At 55.7% G+C, this 19968-nt stretch carries 19 protein-coding genes; 6 read left to right on the forward strand and 13 right to left on the reverse strand.

All coding sequences use genetic code 11. The features are described 5' to 3' along the window. Positions 1-4: 4 nt before the first annotated feature. The 5 genes from lolC to cobB are packed head-to-tail and all read left to right on the forward strand — an operon-like array spanning position 5 to position 4927. Entirely contained in the window at positions 5-1204 is a 1200-nt protein-coding gene (gene lolC, locus C7M51_RS04660) for a lipoprotein-releasing ABC transporter permease subunit LolC (RefSeq protein WP_160620716.1), read from the forward strand. Next, complete coding sequence (gene lolD / locus C7M51_RS04665) at positions 1197-1901, forward strand: lipoprotein-releasing ABC transporter ATP-binding protein LolD (RefSeq protein ID WP_160620717.1); 705 nt, start codon at positions 1197-1199, stop codon at positions 1899-1901. The genes lolC and lolD overlap by 8 nt, the downstream gene beginning before the upstream one ends. Further along, on the forward strand, positions 1901-3142 hold the full coding sequence (gene lolE, locus C7M51_RS04670; RefSeq protein WP_160620718.1) for a lipoprotein-releasing ABC transporter permease subunit LolE: 1242 nt from the start codon (positions 1901-1903) through the stop codon (positions 3140-3142). Before lolD ends, lolE begins: the two co-directional genes overlap by 1 nt. A 22-nt stretch (positions 3143-3164) precedes the next feature. Next, a complete protein-coding gene (gene nagK, locus C7M51_RS04675; protein ID WP_160623566.1) occupies positions 3165-4073 on the forward strand; it encodes an N-acetylglucosamine kinase in 909 nt (302 codons plus the stop codon). 14 nt (positions 4074-4087) lie between these two features. Beyond that, entirely contained in the window at positions 4088-4927 is an 840-nt protein-coding gene (cobB, locus tag C7M51_RS04680) for a Sir2 family NAD+-dependent deacetylase (protein ID WP_160620719.1), read from the forward strand. A gap of 136 nt (positions 4928-5063) precedes the next feature. Here cobB and potD read toward each other — a convergent pair whose 3' ends face one another. From potD to potA, 5 genes are all read right to left on the reverse strand, one after another. Beyond that, the gene (gene potD, locus C7M51_RS04685; RefSeq protein WP_160620720.1) at positions 5064-6110 is read right to left on the reverse strand and encodes a spermidine/putrescine ABC transporter substrate-binding protein PotD; all 1047 of its coding nucleotides are present in this window, start codon (positions 6108-6110) and stop codon (positions 5064-5066) included. Positions 6111-6121: 11 nt separating this feature from the next. After that, the gene (gene potC / locus C7M51_RS04690) at positions 6122-6892 is read right to left on the reverse strand and encodes a spermidine/putrescine ABC transporter permease PotC (RefSeq protein WP_160620721.1); all 771 of its coding nucleotides are present in this window, start codon (positions 6890-6892) and stop codon (positions 6122-6124) included. Positions 6893-7203: 311 nt separating this feature from the next. Next, positions 7204-8115 (reverse strand): GNAT family N-acetyltransferase, encoded by a 912-nt coding sequence (locus C7M51_RS04695; protein ID WP_160620722.1) that lies wholly within the window; start codon positions 8113-8115, stop codon positions 7204-7206. Between the two features lie 473 nt (positions 8116-8588). After that, positions 8589-9446 (reverse strand): spermidine/putrescine ABC transporter permease PotB, encoded by an 858-nt coding sequence (gene potB, locus C7M51_RS04700; protein WP_160623567.1) that lies wholly within the window; start codon positions 9444-9446, stop codon positions 8589-8591. Beyond that, entirely contained in the window at positions 9439-10554 is a 1116-nt protein-coding gene (gene potA / locus C7M51_RS04705; RefSeq protein ID WP_160620723.1) for a spermidine/putrescine ABC transporter ATP-binding protein PotA, read from the reverse strand. Before potA ends, potB begins: the two co-directional genes overlap by 8 nt. A 268-nt stretch (positions 10555-10822) precedes the next feature. Between potA and pepT the strand changes: the two genes are divergently transcribed. Further along, positions 10823-12049 carry a peptidase T gene (gene pepT / locus C7M51_RS04710; RefSeq protein WP_160620724.1) on the forward strand — a complete coding sequence of 409 codons (1227 nt, stop codon included), beginning with the start codon at positions 10823-10825 and terminating at the stop codon, positions 12047-12049. Positions 12050-12086: 37 nt separating this feature from the next. Here the strand turns inward: pepT and C7M51_RS04715 are convergent, their stop codons facing one another. From C7M51_RS04715 to rluE, 8 genes are all read right to left on the reverse strand, one after another. Then, positions 12087-13211 (reverse strand): ribosomal protein uL16 3-hydroxylase, encoded by a 1125-nt coding sequence (locus C7M51_RS04715; RefSeq protein WP_160620725.1) that lies wholly within the window; start codon positions 13209-13211, stop codon positions 12087-12089. Positions 13212-13267: 56 nt separating this feature from the next. Next, positions 13268-14731: a two-component system sensor histidine kinase PhoQ gene (gene phoQ, locus C7M51_RS04720; RefSeq protein ID WP_160620726.1), complete on the reverse strand. Its 1464-nt coding sequence runs from the start codon at positions 14729-14731 to the stop codon at positions 13268-13270. A gap of 3 nt (positions 14732-14734) precedes the next feature. Continuing rightward, the gene (gene phoP, locus C7M51_RS04725; protein WP_160620727.1) at positions 14735-15403 is read right to left on the reverse strand and encodes a two-component system response regulator PhoP; all 669 of its coding nucleotides are present in this window, start codon (positions 15401-15403) and stop codon (positions 14735-14737) included. A 116-nt stretch (positions 15404-15519) separates the two neighbouring features. Next, positions 15520-16890 (reverse strand): adenylosuccinate lyase, encoded by a 1371-nt coding sequence (gene purB, locus C7M51_RS04730; protein ID WP_160620728.1) that lies wholly within the window; start codon positions 16888-16890, stop codon positions 15520-15522. Between the two features lie 50 nt (positions 16891-16940). Next, complete coding sequence (gene hflD, locus C7M51_RS04735; RefSeq protein ID WP_160620729.1) at positions 16941-17579, reverse strand: high frequency lysogenization protein HflD; 639 nt, start codon at positions 17577-17579, stop codon at positions 16941-16943. 38 nt (positions 17580-17617) lie between these two features. Continuing rightward, positions 17618-18730, reverse strand: coding sequence for a tRNA 2-thiouridine(34) synthase MnmA (mnmA, locus tag C7M51_RS04740; RefSeq protein WP_160620730.1), 1113 nt, complete (start codon positions 18728-18730; stop codon positions 17618-17620). 98 nt (positions 18731-18828) lie between these two features. Continuing rightward, positions 18829-19266: an NUDIX domain-containing protein gene (locus C7M51_RS04745; RefSeq protein WP_160620731.1), complete on the reverse strand. Its 438-nt coding sequence runs from the start codon at positions 19264-19266 to the stop codon at positions 18829-18831. An 18-nt stretch (positions 19267-19284) separates the two neighbouring features. Continuing rightward, on the reverse strand, positions 19285-19941 hold the full coding sequence (gene rluE, locus C7M51_RS04750) for a 23S rRNA pseudouridine(2457) synthase RluE (protein WP_160620732.1): 657 nt from the start codon (positions 19939-19941) through the stop codon (positions 19285-19287). Positions 19942-19968: the final 27 nt, after the last annotated feature.

Here is a 19968-nt window from a genome sequence, read left to right on the forward strand (position 1 = left end):
TCTCATGTATCAACCTGTCGCGTTATTTATTGGTCTGCGCTACATGCGCGGACGTGCCGCAGACCGCTTTGGCCGGTTTGTTTCCTGGCTTTCTACTATCGGCATCACCCTTGGCGTGCTGGCGCTGGTCACCGTTCTGTCAGTGATGAACGGTTTCGAGCGCGAGCTGGAGGGCAATATCCTCGGCCTGATGCCGCAGGCGCTGATTACCGGAGAAAAAGGCTCGCTTAATCCACAACAGCAACCCGCCAGCGAGCTACATCTGGAGGGCGTAAGTCGCATCACGCCGCTGACCACCGGCGATGTGGTGCTGCAAAGCGCCAACAGCGTGGCGGTGGGTGTGATGCTTGGCGTACAGCCGAATGAGGCCGATCCGCTGTCACCTTATCTGGTCAACGTTCAGCAACAGGCGCTACTGCCCGGTGAGTACAATGTTATTCTGGGTGAACAGCTGGCAGGTCAGCTCGGCGTCAAACGTGGCGATCGGCTGCGCCTGATGGTGCCTTCCGCCAGTCAGTTTACGCCGATGGGACGTCTGCCCAGCCAGCGGCTGTTTACCGTTATCGGCACCTTTGCCGCCAACAGCGAGGTGGATGGTTATCAGATGCTGGTTAACCAGCAGGACGCCTCGCGCCTGATGCGTTATCCAACAGGTAACATTACCGGCTGGCGTCTGTGGCTGGATAAGCCGTTACAGGTGGATAGCCTTAGCGAGCAGCCGTTGCCGCCGGGGCTGGTCTGGAAAGACTGGCGCGACCGCAAAGGCGATCTTTTCCAGGCGGTGCGGATGGAAAAAAATATGATGGGGCTGCTGCTGAGCCTGATCATCGCCGTGGCGGCGTTTAACATTATCACCTCGCTCGGCCTGCTGATTATGGAGAAGCAGGGCGAAGTGGCGATTCTGCAAACTCAGGGACTGACTCCCCGTCAGATCATGCTGGTGTTTATGGTACAGGGGGCCAGCGCCGGGATTATTGGCGCGCTGCTCGGTGCGCTGCTCGGCGTGCTGCTGGCCAGCCAGCTGAATAACCTGATGCCGGTTATCGGTATGTTCCTTAACGGTGCCGCGCTGCCAGTAGCGATCTCTTACTGGCAGGTGAGCGTGATTGCGTTGACCGCCATGGCGCTGGCGTTGCTGTCAACGCTTTATCCATCCTGGCGCGCCGCCGCCGTACAACCCGCTGAGGCTTTACGCTATGAGTGAATCTATTCTGTTACAGTGTCACCAACTGTGCAAACGCTATCAGGAAGGGAGCGTGCAGACAGACGTGTTACGCGACGTCAGTTTCACTATGCGGCCCGGCGAAATGATGGCGATCGTTGGCAGTTCCGGTTCCGGTAAAAGTACGTTGCTGCATCTGCTGGGTGGGCTGGACGCGCCGACTTCCGGCGATGTGCTGTTCAACGGACGCGCCCTCGGCGGCATGACCTCCGCACAAAAAGCGGAGCTGCGCAACCGCGAGCTGGGATTTATCTATCAGTTCCATCATCTGCTGCCTGATTTCACCGCGCTGGAAAATGTGGCGATGCCGCTGTTGATCGGTAAAAAAAGCAAGCAGGAAGCGCAGGAGAAAGCGCTGGATATGCTGAGCGCGGTTGGCCTCGATAAACGCGCCGCGCATCGTCCTGCCGAACTGTCCGGCGGCGAGCGGCAGCGCGTGGCGATTGCGCGGGCGCTGGTCAATAATCCACGGCTGGTCATGGCTGATGAGCCGACCGGCAACCTTGACGCGCGCAATGCCGACGCCATCTTCGATCTGCTGGGCGAGCTGAATGTTCGTCAGGGCACCGCGTTTCTGGTGGTTACCCACGATTTGCACCTGGCGAGGCGGCTTCCCGCGCAGCGCGAAATGCGCGACGGTCAGCTTAGCGAGCAGGTAACGCTGACGGGAGCGCTGTAATGGCTTCACTCTCTTTACTGTTAGCCACGCGTTTCAGCGGCGGGCGGCGGCGCGGCGGCATGGTATCGCTGATTTCAGTGATTTCCACGCTGGGAATTGCGCTGGGCGTGGCGGTGCTGATTGTTGGCCTGAGCGCGATGAACGGCTTCGAGCGTGAGCTGAATAACCGCATTCTGGCGGTGGTGCCGCACGGCGAGATCGAACCGGTTGACGGTTCGCTGAACGGCTGGCAGCAGATGTTACCGCGCATTGAGCAGGTGCCGGGCATCGCCGCTGCCGCGCCCTATATTAACTTTACCGGGCTGGTGGAGAGCGGGGCGAAGCTACAGGCGATTCAGATAAAAGGCGTCGATCCGGCGCGGGAAACCCACCTGAGCGCGCTGCCGCAGTTTGTGCAGAACGATGCCTGGTCCAGCTTCAGCCCCGGCAAGCAGCAGATCATTATCGGCAGCGGCGTGGCGAAATCACTCGGTATCAGCCAGGGTGACTGGCTGACGGTGATGATCCCGAACAGTGACGGGCAGAATAAACTGTTGCAGCCGAAGCGCATTCGCCTGCAGGTGAGCGGGATTTTGCAACTGAGCGGTATGCTCGATCACAGCCTGGCGCTGGTGCCGCTAACCGATGCACAGCGCTATCTGGATAAGGCGAACGACATCAGCGGCATCGCGCTAAAGATGAACGATCCCTTTAATGCCGTTAAGCTGGTACGCGATGCGGGCGAAGTGACGCAGTCTTACGTCTATCTGCGTAGCTGGATCGGCACCTACGGCTATATGTATCGCGATATCCAGATGATCCGCGCCATTATGTATCTGGCGATGGTGCTGGTGATCGGTGTCGCCTGCTTTAATATTGTCTCCACGCTGGTGATGGCGGTAAAAGATAAAAGCAGCGATATCGCAGTGTTACGCACGCTGGGCGCGAAAGATGGCCTGATTCGCGCTATCTTCGTCTGGTATGGCCTGCGTGCCGGGCTGCTGGGCAGCCTGAGCGGTGTTGTGGTTGGCGTGCTGGCGGCGCTGAATTTGACGCCGCTGATCAAAGGCATTGAACATCTGACCGGACATCATTTCCTTTCCGGCGATATCTACTTTATCGATTTTCTGCCCTCGGAGCTGCACTGGCTTGATGTGATCTCGGTACTGGCGACGGCGATTGTGCTGAGCCTGCTAGCAAGCTGGTATCCGGCGCGGCGCGCCAGCCGTATCGATCCGGCACGGGTATTAAGTGGACAGTGATTCTGACGTGACGGGTGACAAGATGTATTACGGCTTCGATATGGGCGGCAGCAAAATTGCGCTCGGCGTATATGACCCACAGCGTCAGCTGGTCTGGAGCAAACGTATCGCCACGCCGCGGGATGATTACGCGCAGCTGCTGGCCGCGTTGGTTAGCCTGACGGCGGAGGCGGATGCGCTGACCGGAACGGGGGGCAGCGTCGGCATTGGCGTGCCGGGCCTGATTAACCCTGAAGATGGCACGCTGTTCACCGCCAACGTTCCGGCGGCGCGCGGGCGGGCGCTTGCTCAGGATCTGAGTGCGCGGCTGGATCGTGAGGTACGCATCGATAATGACGCGAACTGTTTTGCCCTTTCCGAGGCCTGGGACGAGGAATTTCAGCATTACCCGGTGGTGCTGGGGCTGATTCTTGGCACCGGCGTCGGCGGCGGGCTGGTGGTTGAGGGCAGACCGGTTTCCGGGCGCAGCGGCGTCACTGGCGAAATGGGGCATATGCGCCTGCCGCTGGATGCGTTAAGCGTGCTGGGCGAGGGCGTTCCACTGCCGCTGTGTGGCTGCGGTAAGCGCGGCTGCATGGAGACGTTGCTTTCCGGGCGCGGCTTTGCCTGGCTGTTCCACCATTTTTATCAACAGACGCTCAGTGCGGAAGCGATCGCCGAACGCTATGCGCAGGGCGATCCTCAGGCGCGGGCGCATACCGAACGCTTCCGCGCCCTGCTGGCGGTATGCCTGGGCAATCTGTTGACTCTTATCGATCCGCATCTGGTGGTGATTGGCGGCGGATTATCCCGGTTTGACGCGATCTATGACGGACTGGCGGAACAGGTGCAACCCCACCTGCTACCGGTGGCGAAGCCGCCGCGCTTTGCCCGTGCGCGTCATGGGGACGCAGGTGGAATGCGCGGTGCGGCATTCCTGCATCTTAAGTAACCAAAGGAGACTGTATGCGCACACCCCGTCGCCGTTTACGCATTGCGCGCTTTCGTAAAACCCGGCGCAAAATGCATCAGCGTTTCCGGCAGCGTATTTTTGAACGCGATCGTAACGCTGAGCTGGCGGCCCATCCACAGCCGCGGGTGGTAGTGCTGACCGGTGCTGGCATTTCCGCTGAGTCAGGTATCCGCACTTTCCGCGCCGATGACGGGCTGTGGGAAGAGCACCGCATTGAAGATGTTGCCACGCCGGAAGGCTTCGCCCGCGATCCGGCGCTGGTGCAGGCGTTCTACAACGCGCGTCGTCGTCAGATCCAGCAGCCGGATATCCAGCCTAACGCTGCACATCTGGCGCTGGCGGAGCTGGAAGCGGTACTGGGTGATAACTTCCTGCTGGTTACGCAAAATATTGATAACCTGCATGAACGTGCAGGCAGCCAGCGCGTGCTGCATATGCATGGCGAGTTGCTCAAGGTGCGCTGTAGCATGAGCGGCCAGGTGCTGGAGTGGACCGGCGATCTCAGCGTGGACGATCGCTGCCACTGCTGTCAGTTTCCGGCGCGCCTGCGTCCACACGTGGTCTGGTTCGGTGAGATGCCGCTGGGAATGGATGAGATCTACCAGGCGCTCTCTGAGGCGGACTATTTCCTGGCGATTGGCACCTCCGGGCACGTTTACCCGGCGGCGGGCTTTGTGCATGAAGCGAAGTTACAGGGCGTGCATACCGTGGAGCTGAATCTGGAGCCAAGCCAGGTAGGCAGCCAGTTTGCCGAAAAGCATTACGGCCTGGCCAGCGAAGTGGTGCCAGCCTGGGTGGAAAAATTTCAGAAAGGGCTGTACCGGCTGGTGTAGCCTGATATCCGGCTGATATGAGCAGCGTCTGTTAGCTGGATATCGCGTCTGGTGCCTAACTGAGAAATAAACTGTTGCTCAATCTGTGAAATAAAAAAGCGGAGCCTCAGGCTCCGCTTTCATTGACTGAGGCAGATTAACGTCCCGCCTTCAGCTTCTGGAACAACATCTCATACTGTACGCTGGCGTCGCCAACGTCATCCTGCCATTCGCCGTTTTTAATTACCGTATCGGAAGGGTAGAGAGAAGGATCGTTAGCCACTTCCGGCGGCAGCAGTTTTCTCGCCGCAAGGTTGGGCGTCGGATAGCCGATGGTTTTCGCTACCTGCGCCGCTACGTCCGGGCGCAGCAGGAAGTTAATCAGCTTCAGCGCACCCTCTTTGTTTTTGGCGTTAGCCGGAATCGCCAGGCTATCCATCCAGAAGATGCCGCCTTCTTTCGGCCAGACGATCTCCAGCGGCGTACCGGCCTGACGCGCAACATATGCCGAACCGTTCCAGATCATGCCCAGGTTAACTTCGCCTTCCATATAGGGATTGCCGGGATTGTCAGAGTTAAACGCCAGCACGTTCGGCATCAGCTTCTTCAGCTCGTCGTAGGCCGCATTGATCTCTTTGGCGTCGCGGGTATTGCCAGAATAACCCAGCTTGCGCAGCGCCATCTGGAACACTTCGCGTGCGTCGTCGGTCAGCAGCAGGCTCTGCTTATATTCCGGTTTCCACAGATCTGCCCAGCTGGTAATACTTTTCGCGTCAATGACATCGCCGTTCACGCCGATGGCGGTGGCCCCCCAGATATAGGGAATGGAGTAATCGTTATCGGGATCGAAAGGCTTGTTCAGCAGGTTAGGATCGAGATTGCTGAAGTTCGACAGCTTGCTCTTGTCGATCTTCTGGATCATGCCTTCATTGCGCATTTTCGCCACAAAATAGGTGGAAGGCACCACCAGATCGTACGCGCCATCCTTATAGGTTTTCAGCTTGGCGTACATGCTTTCGTTTGATTCATAGGTGGAGTAGATCACCTTGATGCCGGTCTCTTTGGTAAACTGCTCCAGCAGTCCCGGCGGCACATATTCAGTCCAGTTGTAGAAATAAAGCGTTTTGCCGTCATCAGCAGCCTGTGCGCTCTGTAAGCCCAACGCCAGCGCCCCAGCCGCCAGCCAGTAACCCCATTTCTTCATTAACCTTTCCTCTATTTTGTTTTATCACGCAGCAGCAGCTGGCTACCGGCTACCAGCAGCAGTGACAGCACCATCAGAATCGTCGCCAGCGCGTTAACCTCTGGCGAGACGCCGACTTTTACCATCGAATAGATCTTCAGCGGCAGGATCTCAAAGCCAGGCCCGGTGACGAAGGAAGAAACCACCACATCATCCATCGACAGGGTAAAGCTCAGCAGCCAGCCCGCCGCAACCGCGGGCATCGCCAGCGGCAAAATGATTTTACGCAAAATGGTTGCTTCGCTGGCACCAAGATCGCGTGCCGCTTCCAGCATACGCACATCAAACCCTTTGAGGCGCGAATAGACCGTAATCACCACGAACGGCAGACAGAAGGTGATATGCGATACCAGCAGCGACCAGAAGCCCAGGGAAATACCGAGCAGCATAAACAGCACCAGCAGCGAAATCGCCATCACAATATCAGGTGACATCATTACCACAAACAGCATTCCGCTGACGAACGGCTTGCCGCGAAAGCGATAGCGATAGAGTGCGACTGCCGTCAGCGCGCCGATCAGCGTCGCAAAGCTGGCGGAAAGCACGCCCATTACCAGCGAATGTTTTGCTGCCTCAATTAAACTGTCGTTGTTCATCAGCAGCGCATACCACTGGGTGCTGAAGCCCTGCCAGTTGATACCGAAACGCGAAGCGTTAAAGGAATTGACGATCAAAATGACGATCGGAATATACAGCCAGGCGTAAATGAGGAACATAAAGCCGCTGCGTAAGGTTTTGCCCATTCTTCCAGCTCCACTTTCTTATGCAAACTGTTTATTAGCTTAAAAAATTAGCTATGCAACCCTTTGTTTTATTAATAAAACCGCATCAAAATTATCAACTCAACGGCGTTCGGGCGTCGATCCGCCTTTCGAAGGCGCGCATTCTACATCATTTTATCGAATATAACGATTTTACTGCAGGTTAAGCTTGATGATGGACATAATATCGCCACTGGCTGACAGACGTTGATATCCACAGAACGTTCACTTTTAAAAAAGAAAGGAAGCGCAGGCGTGACAATCTCACCGACATAAAACGCCTGCTTAGCGGACTACAGCGTGAGTATCCGTCCAACCGGTTCCTGATAGCACCAGCGGTTTTTATAATCCACCGTTGGCCTGCCGAAGGAGAAGCGCATCGCTTTACCTTTGTGCTGGCACTCGCTGTCGGCCTGCTGTACGTTCAGCCAGGTGATAATCGTACCCGGCGACAGCGCAGAGAGCGCCGGGTCCAGCCCGATATTAATATAGTCATAGGTAATGTGCCGCTCGCTTTCCGCTTTCATAATGAGCTGGATAGCACACGGATTGCCGTTGAAAAACAGGATGTTGCCAAAAATATGCGGTTTAATTTGTCTCAGAAAATCGCGCTGCTCATCTGATTTTTCGATCTTTCTGTTACGCCGCTTAAAAAACAGTTCGGCGTAAATCATCGATACATCATCTGCGCTAAATTGCTGGATGGGTAAAACTTCGCCGCCCTGTAATAAAAATTTCCGTAATTCTTTTTTCCTGGTCTGTCGGGTTTTGGCAGAAAACTGCGCCACGCTTTTTGCAAGACAGAGCGTTCTCCCGGCGTTAACGCGGTAGGTGGTATTTATGATTTGTTGCCTGTGACAGGCGGAAAGGATTTTACTGTTAAAAGGCAGAAAAAATTTTTCGTCAGCAGCTAGCGGCAGGATGAGTTCATCTCTGGCTATCGGCAGATCGGCAGTGCTGACAATATTGGCGGTGGCATAATCGTTGGCGATAAATTGATTATTCCATACGCAAAGCGCGCCTTTAATCTCTCCCAGCCGGGTGGTTTTTACAAAGTAACGCTGGTTTACCTTTAATTGCTGGCTCTGGATGGCAAGCACCTCAGGGTGCGTGGAAAAATTTCCGCCGTAGCGTAAATAGGCGCGCTGATAATCTGCGGCAGACGCTTCTTCCCACCCTGACAGCCTCGCCATTCTTTTACTCATAACTTCCCCATTGTGTTTATAAGCGTGCTTCCCGGCAGGCGTAAAAATTTTTTATGCGGCAGGAAGCATAATTGAGTAATAAAAGTTAATTTATTTTTATTTTGTAAATAATGAGTGATTAAATTTGTTTTACCGTTGTTTGTTCTTTATTTAAAAGGTTTTATTTTTCCTTTTATATGCGTATTAGCGCTGTATTTCTTTTGGCAGAAATAATAGAGCACATTAATTTTTAAATTAAACAGAACGCGATAATAACGTTTTCTTAAAACTTCCCGATTTATGTTAAAGGGTAATTTTTATATGGGCGAATAATACCTTTTTTCGGTGAAAAAGATAAATAACCTGTTCAGTTTTATCGAGCGCAGGGGAGAAATAACAACAAAGGCTTATCGCTGAAAAAGCAAGGCAATAAAGGGGAAATCAACGCTTCCCCATACTGCAGGCTGTACAGTATGGGGAAGCCTCAGAGGCGATCAGTTATCCAGTTCGGCCACTTTCTTGTTCAGCAGACGAGCCGCGCGCCAGTAGAAGAGCAGCATCAACCCCATTACCAGCGTCAGGACAATGCTGGTGGCAGCACCGAACGGCCAGTCGCGGATATTCAGGAACTGGCTCTTAATCACGTTGCCGATCAGCAGGTTTTTTGCGCCGCCCATTAAATCGGCGACGAAAAACAATCCCATCGCGGGCAGCAGCACCAGCAGGCAGCCTGCGACTATGCCCGGCATCGTCAGCGGCAAAATAATGCGCCAAAAAGTTTGTAGCTTGCTGGCACCGAGATCGCGCGCCGCCTCCAGGCAGGATTTATCCAGCTTTTCCAGACTGGAGTAGAGCGGCATTACCATAAAGGGCAGCAAAATATAGACCAGGCCCAGCACCACCGCTTCTGAGGTATACATAATGCGAAAAGGTTTGTCGATAACGCCCAGCCACAGCAGAAACTCATTCAGCCAGCCGCGCGTGCTGAGGAAGATCTTCAGTCCATAGATACGGATCAGCGAGTTGGTCCAGAAGGGGACGATCAGTAAAAACAGCATCACCGGGCGCATGCGCGGCGGCAGTTTTGTCAGGCACCAGGCAAACGGATAGCCAAGCAGCAGACAGCAGAGCGTAGCGATCAGCGCCATATTGAGCGAATGCAACAGCACCGCACCATACAGCGGATCGAGCAGCCGGGTATAATTGTCAAAGGTCAGCGCCATCCGGACAAAATTAGCGTCATCACGCGTCAGAAAGCTGGTGACGATAATCATCAGGTTTGGCAGGAACACAAACAGCAGCAGCCAGCCGACGATCAGAGTGATGATCGTTTTCTGAAAACGGTTACGCATTATTTTCATCAGGCAGCACCACCTCCCAGCTTTCTACCCAGGTAATCGCCATTTTCTGATCCAGCGAGTGGTCAAAATCCGGGTCGTCCTCGTTAAAGAACTCGCTGACGGTAACCAGCTTGCCGTTTTCCAGCTCGACGGTCGATTCCAGCGTCATACCTTTATAGTTACGTTCACGCACGAAGCCCACCAGACCATCGGCACCTTCGCCGTCGTGGATCTCTTCAACGCGCAGATCTTCCGGGCGCAGCAGCACATGCAGCCGCTGACCCGGCGTCACCGGGAAAGGAACCAGAATATCGCATTCGCGTCCTTCGACCCTGGCGCGTACGCGCTGATTACCCAGCGGCGCGATAACCTCGGCGTCAAAAACGTTGATTTCGCCGATAAAGCGCGCCACAAACAGGTTGGCGGGTTCTTCATAAATTTCACGCGGCGAACCATCCTGCTCGATGCGCCCGTCACGCAGCACCACGATGCGATCGGACATGCTGAGCGCTTCTTCCTGATCGTGCGTGACAAAAACAAAGGTGATCCCCAGCTTGCGTTGCAGCGCCTTCAGTTCGTTCTGCATCTGCTTGCGCAGTTTGTAATCCAGCGCCGAAAGCGATTCATCCAGCAACAGGACTTTAGGACGGTTGACCACCGCACGCGCGATGGCAACACGCTGCTGCTGACCACCGCTGAGCTGATGCGGGCGACGATCGGCAAAGCTGTCGAGCTGTACCATCGCCAGAGCTTCGTTAACGCGGGCGGAAATTTCTGTCGCCGGGGTTTTCTGCATGCGCAGGCCGAAGGCGACATTTTCAAATACCGACATATGGGGAAACAGCGCGTAGCTCTGAAATACCGTATTGACGTGGCGGTGTTCTGCGGGCGTGGCGGTGATGGTTTCGCCATCAAGCACGATCTCGCCGCTGTCGGTCTCTTCCAGGCCAGCAATCAGGCGCAGTATAGTAGTTTTGCCACAGCCGGAGGGGCCAAGCAGGGTAATAAACTCGCCGTGGTGTATGGTCAGGTTAAAGTCGGCAATAATTTCCTTGCCGTCAAAAGCTTTACTGATGCCAGAAAGCGTAACCAGCGCCGTTTGCGCGCGTGTTTGCGTCATTTTAGTCACTCAGCCCGAAGTTATCGGCAGACAGGCTGCCTGTATGTGTGTAAAGCGTGGTCGCTACGGTCGACCCGCCACAAAGTCAGGGGCGCGATGATACCTGAAAACGGCGTTATTTCCATGCTCCCGAACCAATAACCGCCATTTATCGCGAAAAAACGCGATATGTCTTTTTGCACACTACGCTTTAACAGTATGACCTGACGCAATATGTTGATGGAGCAGGCTTCCCATAATAGCTCACGGCCATTGAGAGAGAAGAAAGATGACAACGCTACTGGACCGGTTTTTACACTATGTTTCATTTGATACCCAGTCACGCCCGCATGCAAGGCAAGTTCCCAGCACGGAAGGGCAGTGGCAGCTGGCTCGGGTGCTGTATGACGAGCTGGTTGCGCTGGGCCTTGAGGAGGTGACGCTTAGCGAGCACTGCTGCGTAATGGCAACGCTGCCCGCTAATATCGACCATCAGGTGCCGGTTATCGGCTTTATATCCCATGTGGATACCTCACCTGATTTCAGCGGGAAGCACGTTAACCCGCAGATCGTGGAGAACTACCGTGGCGGGGATATTGCGCTCGGTATTGGTGAAGAGATCCTGTCGCCGGTAATGTTCCCGGTGCTGCATCAGCTTACCGGGCACACGCTTATCACTACCGACGGTAAGACGCTGCTCGGTGCCGATGATAAAGCGGGCATAGCGGAAATCATGACGGCGCTGGCGCGGCTGGCGCAGGGTGATATTCCGCACGGGAAAATCCGCGTGGCCTTTACGCCGGATGAAGAAGTAGGGCGCGGTACGGAACATTTCGACGTTGAGGCGTTTGGTGCCGAGTGGGCCTATACCGTTGACGGCAGCGGCCTGGGCGAGTTTCAGTTCGAGAACTTTAACGCCGCGTCGGTGACGGTGAAGATCGTTGGTAATAATGTGCATCCCGGCACCGCGAAAGGGGTGATGGTGAATGCGCTGGATCTGGCGATGCGTTTCCATGCTGAAGTGCCCGCTACCGAGAAACCGCAGTTTACCAGCGGTTACGAAGGCTTTTATCACCTGAACAGCATTAAAGGCTCCGTAGAACGCGCCGAGCTGAGCTATATCGTGCGCGATTTCGATCGCGACAGTTTTGAAACGCGTAAGCAAAAGCTGATCGATATCGCCCGGCGGGTAGGTAAAGGGCTGAATCCTGACTGCTATATCGACGTCACCATCGAAGACAGCTATTACAACATGCGCGAGATCGTTGAGGCGCATCCGCACAGTATTGAGCTGGCGTTACAGGCGATGCGTGACTGCGGCGTGGAACCGGACGTGAAGCCGATTCGCGGTGGCACCGATGGCGCATGGCTCTCCTTTAAGGGGTTGCCCTGCCCGAATATCTTTACCGGCGGCTATAATTATCACGGCAAGCATGAGTTTGCCTCGTTGAATATTATGGAAAAAACGGTAGAGGTTATCGTCGGTATTGCCAAACTGGCAGCGGAGAAAAAGTAGTTCCCGGGCGGCTGGCTGTGCGCCAGCCGCCACAGAATTATGCGTCGTTGAAGAACCAGTAACCGCTGTTTACCAGTTCTGCCAGCTGTGCAAGGAAGGCGGGATCGTCAAGCGCGTCCGCAAAATCGTTCAGTTCCAGCGTCTGTTTGTCGGCCAGCGCCTCCAGCGCGGCAGGATGGGCTGATTCGAGCTGCTCGCCGTTGATAAATACCGCGTTACCGATTTTCAGCACGCGCAGACCGCCGAGGCGTACCAGCCGATCGCCCTGCTGAAGCGCATCATAAATTTCGTCAGGCTGATAAGGCGGCTCCGGCGGCGCAATATCCAGCTCATGACGCGACTGTGAGATAAACTCACCGAACCACTGGCGGAACTGCTCCGGCTGATCGATCACTTCCAGCATCAGCTGCCGAATGCCGTCGATCTCCTGCGGCAGGATATCGGCCGGACAGGCGCGAGCGGCAATGTCTGGATCGCTGTAGCGGCGGCTGCCCAGCTCGCGCGCCAGCACAAAATCGGCGAAGCCGCTGATCAACTCACGCCCGCTGGGCGCACGGAAGCCGACCGAATAGTTAAGCGCGTTTTCCAGCGAATAGCCTTCGTGCGGAAAACCCGGCGGAATATAAAGAATATCGCCCGGCTCCATCTCTTCATCAATAATGGCGTCAAACGGCTCGACCTGCAGCAGATCGGGATGCGGGCAGTGCTGCTTCAGCGCCACTTTCTCACCGACGCGCCAGCGACGACGACCGGTACCCTGAATAATGAAAACATCATACTGATCGAGATGTGGGCCAACGCCGCCGCCGGGTACAGAAAAGGAGATCATCAGATCGTCAACGCGCCAGTCGGGCAGGACGCGGAACGGACGCATCAGCTTAGCGGCGGATTCGTGCCAGTGATCGACCGCCTGCACCAGCAGCGACCAGTTATGCTCGCCGAGATGATCGTAGCTCTCAAACGGGCCGTGGCTTACCTGCCATTTACCATCCTGCTGGCTGACCAGGCGGCTGTCCACCTCGTTTTCCATTGCCAGCCCCGCCAGTTCATCGGGCGAGATAGGATCGATAAAATTTTTAAAGCCGCGTTTCAGGATTACCGGACGTTTTTGCCAGTAGGTTTGTAAAAAATCATTCCAGTTAAGATCGAGCTGATAATCCATAAGGTTGTCCGGTTCAGGCAATAAGTTGCACCAAGTATAACAGCGGCGATGCGGTTCTACTCAAGGTTATGTTCTACTTCCTGACGCTGGAAAATAACTTTCATGCGGGCGCCGCCGAGCGGGCTGGTACCGGCTTCAATATCGCCCGCATACTGTTCAAGGATATCGCGCGCCACGGCCAGCCCCAGCCCCTGTCCGGGGCGCAGCGTATCAGCGCGCTGGCCGCGCAGGAAGATCAGCTCCCGCTTGCTTTCCGGAATACCCGGCCCGTCATCTTCGACGATCAGTTGCAGGCTGGCATCGGTCTGCTGCGCGCTGATTTCCACAAACTCAAGGCAATATTTACAGGCGTTATCCAGCACGTTGCCCATTACTTCCATAAAGTCGTTCTGATCGCCAACGAAAGTGATCTCCGGCGAGACATCGAGCGTCAGGGAGACGCCCTTGCGTTGGTAAACCTTGTTCAGCGCCGAGCAGAGGCTGTCCAGCAGCGCGGAAACCGAATGCAGTTCCCGTTTCAGCGGGTTGTGATCCGCCTGCATACTGGCGCGATGCAGGTAGTAACCAATCTGCTGCGAAATGCGGCTAATCTGTTCCAGCATAATCGGCTCCGCCTGCTCGACAGAAAAGTTTTTGCCGCCGCGTAGCGATCGCAGCGTACTTTGTAGCACCGCCAGCGGCGTTTTCAGGCTGTGGGTCAGATCGGAAAGCGTGGTGCGATAGCGCGTATAGCGCTGGCGTTCATTTTCCAGCAGCAGGTTAAGGTTACGTACCAGGCTGCGTAGCTCCTGCGGCGGATTGGGATCGAGCGCCTCGCGCTGGCTGCTTTCCAGCTCGCGAATTTGCCCCGCCAGCGTACCGATGGGGCGCAAACTCCAGTGGGCCGCCAGCCAGAGCAGCGGGATCACTAAAAGCAGATTGACTAATACCACGTAGCTGAACCATGCCCAGACCACATCGGAGTGCTGTAGCTCTTGTGGAATCGAATCCACCACTACCACGGTCAATGCCGGTAAGGTGGTGGTGGCGTCATAGCGATTGACCGCTACCGAATGGGTAAACGTATCGTCACCGTTATTGTCATAATCGTATAGCTTGCTCTGTGCAGCGGCATCGTCACCTAACGCCTCGCGGCTGGTTTGATTATTGGTATCAATTTCGTAAAAGTCGGGCTTTTTCAGCCATTCTGGCCTGATCTTCTGGCGGATTTCCGGCACGTCGCGCTGTTGCCACAGCAGCCTGCCGCGCTCGTCATAGATAAAAACCAGCGTCGGTGAATTCAGCGTCATCTGCTCCGGCTGGGCGATGGTCAAATGATTATCGTGCCACTGGGCCAGGGTATAAAACAGATTGCTTTCGCCGCGCATAACACGATAGGTGGTTTTGTCGAAGCTGACCATGTAGCCGACCACGGCCACCATGCCGTAGGAAAGAGATAGCACCAGCACCACGGCGGCAGTCGCCAGCAGAAAACGGGCGCGCAGTGAAAAAGGGCGATGGCTTTGCAGAAAACGCTTCAAGGCTTAAATATCGAATCGGTAGCCTTGTCCGCGTACGGTGGTAATCACCTCCTGCGGATGCACGGCCTGGATTTTTTTACGCAGACGCCCCATTAGCACATCAATAGTATGGCTTTCGCGCAGCTCGGCGTCCGGGTAGAGCTGGAGCATCAGCGAATCCTTGCTGACCACTTTGCCAACGTTGCGAATCAGGGTTTCAATAATGGTGTATTCGAAGGCGGTCAGCTTGATCTGCTGCTCATGGATCGATAGCTCACGGCGCGAGAGATCGATCTGGAACGGCGGCAGCGTAATAATCTGTGATGCCAGACCGCTGTTGCGACGCATCAGCGCCTGCATCCGCGCCACGACTTCTTCAATATGAAAGGGTTTGGTTACGTAATCGTCGGCACCCGCCTCCAGCGCTTCCACCTTTGCCTGCCAGCCTTCGCGTGCGGTGAGCACCAGAATCGGCTGCTTTACGTCCTGACTACGCCAGCGGCGAATCAGCGTCATGCCATCTTCATCCGGCAGGCCGAGATCGACTAACGTAATATCGGGAGAGTGTTCGGTCAGAAAATAGTCCGCTTCTTTTGCATCTTCCGCCGCATCAACCTGATGACCCATCTCTCGCAGCTGTACGGAAAGGTGGTGACGCAGCAGGGCGTTATCTTCGACAACCAAAACGCGCATAGTCTTTTCCTTTACAAATAACCCAGCGCTGAGTATAGGGGAAGGCAGATAAACCGGGCGTTAACACAACGACAATCCCGGACGACGGAGGCTATCCGCTCGTCCGGGAAAGCGACTTACTTCAGATCGTCTACCATCTGCACCGCGCGGCCCAGATAGTTGGCGGGCGTCATTTGCTTAAGCCGCGTTTTTTCCTCCTCCGGCAGCGCCAGGCCGTCGATAAAGGCCTGCATACCGGCGGCGTCCACGCGTTTGCCGCGCGTCAGCTCTTTCAGCTTTTCATAAGGTTTTTCAATGCCATAGCGACGCATTACGGTCTGGATCGGCTCCGCCAGCACTTCCCAGTTCTGATCCAGCTCTGCCAGCAGGCGATCGCGGTTGATCTCCAGTTTGTTGATGCCCTTCAGTGTGGATTGCCAGGCGATCAGCGCATAGCCCAGGCCGACGCCGAGGTTACGCAGCACGGTGGAGTCAGTAAGATCGCGCTGCCAGCGCGATATCGGCAGCTTGCTCGCCAGATGCTGCATCACCGCGTTCGCCAGGCCGAGGTTGCCTTCGGAGTTTTCGAAGTCGATCGGGTTTACCTTGTGCGGCATGGTGGAAGAGCCGATTTCACCGGCTACGGTGCGCTGTTTAAAGTGGTTCAGGGCGATGTAACCCCAGATATCGCGATCGAAATCGATCAGGATGGTGTTAAAACGTGCGACGCAGTCAAACAGCTCGGCGATATAGTCGTGCGGCTCAATCTGAGTAGTGTAGGGGTTCCACTGAATACCCAGCGAAGTTACGAAAGATTCGCTCAGCTGATGCCAGTCCACTTCAGGATAGGCGGCAAGGTGCGCGTTATAATTACCTACCGCGCCGTTAATTTTGCCCAGGATTTCAACCTGCTCCAGCTGACGCAGCTGGCGCGCCATACGATAGGCCACGTTTGCCATCTCTTTGCCCATGGTCGAAGGTGTGGCAGGCTGACCGTGAGTGCGTGACAGCAGCGGAATATCGCGATACTGCTGCGCCAGATCCTGAACGGCATCGATCAGCTGTGTCCAGTAAGGCAGGATCACGTCGCGGCGAGCGGTATCCAGCATCAGCGCATGCGACAGGTTATTGATATCTTCAGAGGTGCAGGCGAAGTGGATAAATTCAGACACCGCATGTAGCGCCGGTACCGTTGCCACTTTTTCCTTCAGGAAATACTCCACCGCCTTGACGTCGTGATTCGTGGTGCGTTCGATGGTTTTAATACGCGCGGCGTCATCTTCATTGAAATTGGCGACGATCGCATCAAGGAAAGCGTTTGCGTCGGCGTCAAAAGCAGGAACTTCCTTGATCTCTGCGGTCGCGGCCAGTTTTTGTAACCAGCGAACTTCAACCTGAACGCGAAACTTCAGCAGGCCATACTCGCTGAAGATGCCGCGCAGCGGGCTGACTTTTTCGCCGTAACGACCATCGACGGGTGAGACGGCGGTCAGAGAGGATAATTCCATCAGAGCAACTCCTGGATCGTTAACTAAAGGTCTGGTGCATATCGGCCCGATCAGGCCGACTGCATACCGGCTAAAATACGTTTCGCCTCGCGCAGCAGGCGACTTCGGAAAAACATTAACTGCAGACGTCCACCGCCAACCTGCTGCCAGAGCACCGCTGAGCGAATGCCTGCCAACAGCACCGCGCGCACTTTGCTCTGCACCTGGCTGTTTTGCAACACCGCAGGTGAGCCTGTCACCTGAATGCGCGGGCCGAGCGGACTGATCACATCGACGTAGATCCCGGCCATCGCAGCGACAATGGTTTCAGACTCGAGCTCGTAATGCGCCAGCTGGCGGTCGAGCTGAGTGATACGCTGGGCCAGGGTATCCAACGCCGACTGACTGGCGTTTAGCTTGCGCTCCAGTACCATCAGGCTCAGGGTGTAGCGCGTCAGTTCAGCGCCTGCCCCCTGGCGGCTGGGATTGCCCAACACCGCCAGCAGCGTCTCAAGGCCGAGGCGCAGGTGCGCTTCGTCGTTGCCATAAACGGCAAGGGTGGAAGAGGGGTTTAAGTCGAGCAGGCTGCCCAGAGAGGTACGCAACGATGGCGTATCACACTGGCCCTGATGGGCCAGCTGATGTGCCAGATGCGCAGCCTGGCAAATACCGGCCAGCGCGAGGGTGATGTCATAATAATTTTTAGCCACGGTTACTCCTGTATACTCGTCGTAAGCCGCACGCGCTGTTATGCCTGAACCAGCGGCAGGCGCTGCTCAATAATGCCGCCACCGAGGCAAACTTCGCCCAGATAGAACACCGCAGACTGACCTGGCGTGACGGCGGCCACCGGTTGCTCAAAGCGAACCTCAATGCGATCGTCATCCAGCGGGGTTATCACACAGGGAATATCTTCCTGACGGTAGCGGGTTTTCACCACGCACGACAGCGGCGCACGGAGCGTTTCACGATCGACCCAGTGCAGCTGTTGGGCAATAAGCCCTACGGACATCAGGCGCGGATGATCGGCTCCCTGGGCGACAATCAATCGGTTGTTGGCAACATCTTTATCCACCACGTACCAGGGATCGTCATTGCTCTCTTTCATGCCGCCGATCCCCAGCCCTTTGCGCTGGCCCAGCGTGTGATACATCAGCCCCTGATGCTCGCCAACCGTCAGGCCGTCGACGGTGACAATCGGTCCTGGCTGGGCGGGCAGATAGCGTCCGAGGAAATCACGGAATTTACGTTCGCCGATAAAGCAGATACCGGTGGAATCTTTCTTCTTCGCCGTCACCAGCTCCAGCTCTTCGGCGATGCGGCGGACTTCCGGTTTGGCAAGCTCGCCGACCGGAAACAGGCTCTGGGCGATCTGCTGGTGGCTGAGCGTGTAAAGGAAGTAGCTCTGATCTTTATTACCATCGAGGCCGCGCAGCAGCTGGCTGCGGCCATTGCTGTCCTGGCGGCGCACATAGTGGCCGGTAGCGATATAGTCAGCGCCAAGATCTTCGGCCGCGAACTCGAGGAAAGCTTTAAATTTGATCTCTTTATTGCAGAGAATATCCGGGTTCGGCGTACGGCCCGCCTTATATTCGGCAAGGAAATGTTCGAAAACGTTATCCCAGTATTCGGCGGCAAAGTTAACTTTATGCAGTTTCATACCGAGTTTGTCGCAAACCGCCTGGGCATCGGCCAAATCGTCTGCGGCGGTACAGTACTCTTCGCCGTCGTCCTCCTCCCAGTTTTTCATAAATAAACCTTCCACCTGATAGCCCTGCTGTTGCAGTAACCAGGCGGAAACGGAGGAATCAACGCCGCCGGACATCCCGACGATCACTTTTTTCTGGCTGTTGTCAGACATGACACACTCACGACAAGGAACAAAAACAGGCGGCGTATTCTAGCACGCGTCAGCCGGGGGCGCATCCCCGCAGCGCGCCTTGCACCAGCGGAAGGCCATTATCGATAAAAGCGCAACAGCGACAAGGGATAACGCGTGCCGCTTTGCCAGATATGCACGCTCTCCGCCACCAGCGGCGAACGCAGATTTTCCGCAACCAAAATCTGCTGTGGCGGCAGCCACCAGCAGCGATCGATATCGCTGTCCTGTGGCTCAGTAGCCTGTCGGCTGGGCAGATCGACAGCAAACAGAAAGCGGATAAAGGGCGTATTATCGGGTGCGGTCCACTGCTGTACGCCGAGAAAATGTTCCATCTCAGCCTGGATGCCGGTTTCTTCGTTCAGCTCGCGGCTCGCCGCCTGCAACAGACTCTCTTCCGCCTCCAGATGACCGGCGGGCTGATTCCAGGTGGCCTTCCCATTGATGGTTTCTTCCACCACCAGCAGTTCGCCTTCCGCCTGCACCATACAGGCGACGGTGACATGGGGTTTATACATCCGCTGCTCCTTATCAGATTAAAATGCGTCGCTGACGTCGCGCCATTCACCCTGCGCCAGCCCGTCCAGCGTCAGTGAGGCCATGCCGTAGCGGATCAGACGCAGCGTCGGATAACCGACATGCGCGGTCATACGCCGTACCTGGCGGTTGCGTCCTTCATACAACGTGATTTTCAGCCAGCTGACCGGAATCGATTTGCGCTCGCGGATCGGCGGCTGGCGCGGCCAGAGCCACGCCGGTTCTGAAACTTTTTCCACCCCGGCGGGCAGAGTCGGGCCATCTTTCAGATTAACGCCATTTCGCAGGGTATTGAGCGCCGCTTCATCCGGCTCGCCTTCGACCTGAACGTAATAAATTTTTCCGGTGCGTTTGCCGGGCTGCGTAAGCCTCGCCTGGAGCGCACCGTCGTTGGTCAACACCATCAGGCCTTCGCTGTCGCGGTCCAGACGGCCTGCGGCGTAAACATCGCCAACCGGAATATAATCTTTTAGCGTGGCGCGGCCTGCCTCATCGGTGAACTGCGGCAGCACGTCATAGGGTTTGTTAAAAATAATCACGCGTCGCGGTCCCTTGCGTACGGCAGGGGATGCAGAGGCGCGGCTGAATCGTTTAACGTTGTGTTTCTTAACGACAGTTTTACACATAGGCTTTGCACTTAAGGTTAATGGGCGCATTATAACCCGAAATTGAGATGATTGGCG

The sequence above is a fragment of the Mixta intestinalis genome (assembly GCF_009914055.1).
Classification (GTDB): Bacteria; Pseudomonadota; Gammaproteobacteria; order Enterobacterales; family Enterobacteriaceae; genus Mixta; species Mixta intestinalis.

What these genes read in the sequence shown, in the direction of transcription:
- lolC (WP_160620716.1), top strand. Translation starts at nt 5, where the DNA reads ATGTATCAACCTGTCGCGTTATTTATTGGTCTGCGCTACATGCGCGGA.
- lolD (WP_160620717.1), top strand. Translation starts at nt 1,197, where the DNA reads ATGAGTGAATCTATTCTGTTACAGTGTCACCAACTGTGCAAACGCTAT.
- lolE (WP_160620718.1), top strand. Translation starts at nt 1,901, where the DNA reads ATGGCTTCACTCTCTTTACTGTTAGCCACGCGTTTCAGCGGCGGGCGG.
- nagK (WP_160623566.1), top strand. Translation starts at nt 3,165, where the DNA reads ATGTATTACGGCTTCGATATGGGCGGCAGCAAAATTGCGCTCGGCGTA.
- cobB (WP_160620719.1), top strand. Translation starts at nt 4,088, where the DNA reads ATGCGCACACCCCGTCGCCGTTTACGCATTGCGCGCTTTCGTAAAACC.
- potD (WP_160620720.1), bottom strand. Translation starts at nt 6,110, where the DNA reads ATGAAGAAATGGGGTTACTGGCTGGCGGCTGGGGCGCTGGCGTTGGGC.
- potC (WP_160620721.1), bottom strand. Translation starts at nt 6,892, where the DNA reads ATGGGCAAAACCTTACGCAGCGGCTTTATGTTCCTCATTTACGCCTGG.
- C7M51_RS04695 (WP_160620722.1), bottom strand. Translation starts at nt 8,115, where the DNA reads ATGAGTAAAAGAATGGCGAGGCTGTCAGGGTGGGAAGAAGCGTCTGCC.
- potB (WP_160623567.1), bottom strand. Translation starts at nt 9,446, where the DNA reads ATGCGTAACCGTTTTCAGAAAACGATCATCACTCTGATCGTCGGCTGG.
- potA (WP_160620723.1), bottom strand. Translation starts at nt 10,554, where the DNA reads ATGACGCAAACACGCGCGCAAACGGCGCTGGTTACGCTTTCTGGCATC.
- pepT (WP_160620724.1), top strand. Translation starts at nt 10,823, where the DNA reads ATGACAACGCTACTGGACCGGTTTTTACACTATGTTTCATTTGATACC.
- C7M51_RS04715 (WP_160620725.1), bottom strand. Translation starts at nt 13,211, where the DNA reads ATGGATTATCAGCTCGATCTTAACTGGAATGATTTTTTACAAACCTAC.
- phoP (WP_160620727.1), bottom strand. Translation starts at nt 15,403, where the DNA reads ATGCGCGTTTTGGTTGTCGAAGATAACGCCCTGCTGCGTCACCACCTT.
- purB (WP_160620728.1), bottom strand. Translation starts at nt 16,890, where the DNA reads ATGGAATTATCCTCTCTGACCGCCGTCTCACCCGTCGATGGTCGTTAC.
- mnmA (WP_160620730.1), bottom strand. Translation starts at nt 18,730, where the DNA reads ATGTCTGACAACAGCCAGAAAAAAGTGATCGTCGGGATGTCCGGCGGC.
- C7M51_RS04745 (WP_160620731.1), bottom strand. Translation starts at nt 19,266, where the DNA reads ATGTATAAACCCCATGTCACCGTCGCCTGTATGGTGCAGGCGGAAGGC.
- rluE (WP_160620732.1), bottom strand. Translation starts at nt 19,941, where the DNA reads ATGCGCCCATTAACCTTAAGTGCAAAGCCTATGTGTAAAACTGTCGTT.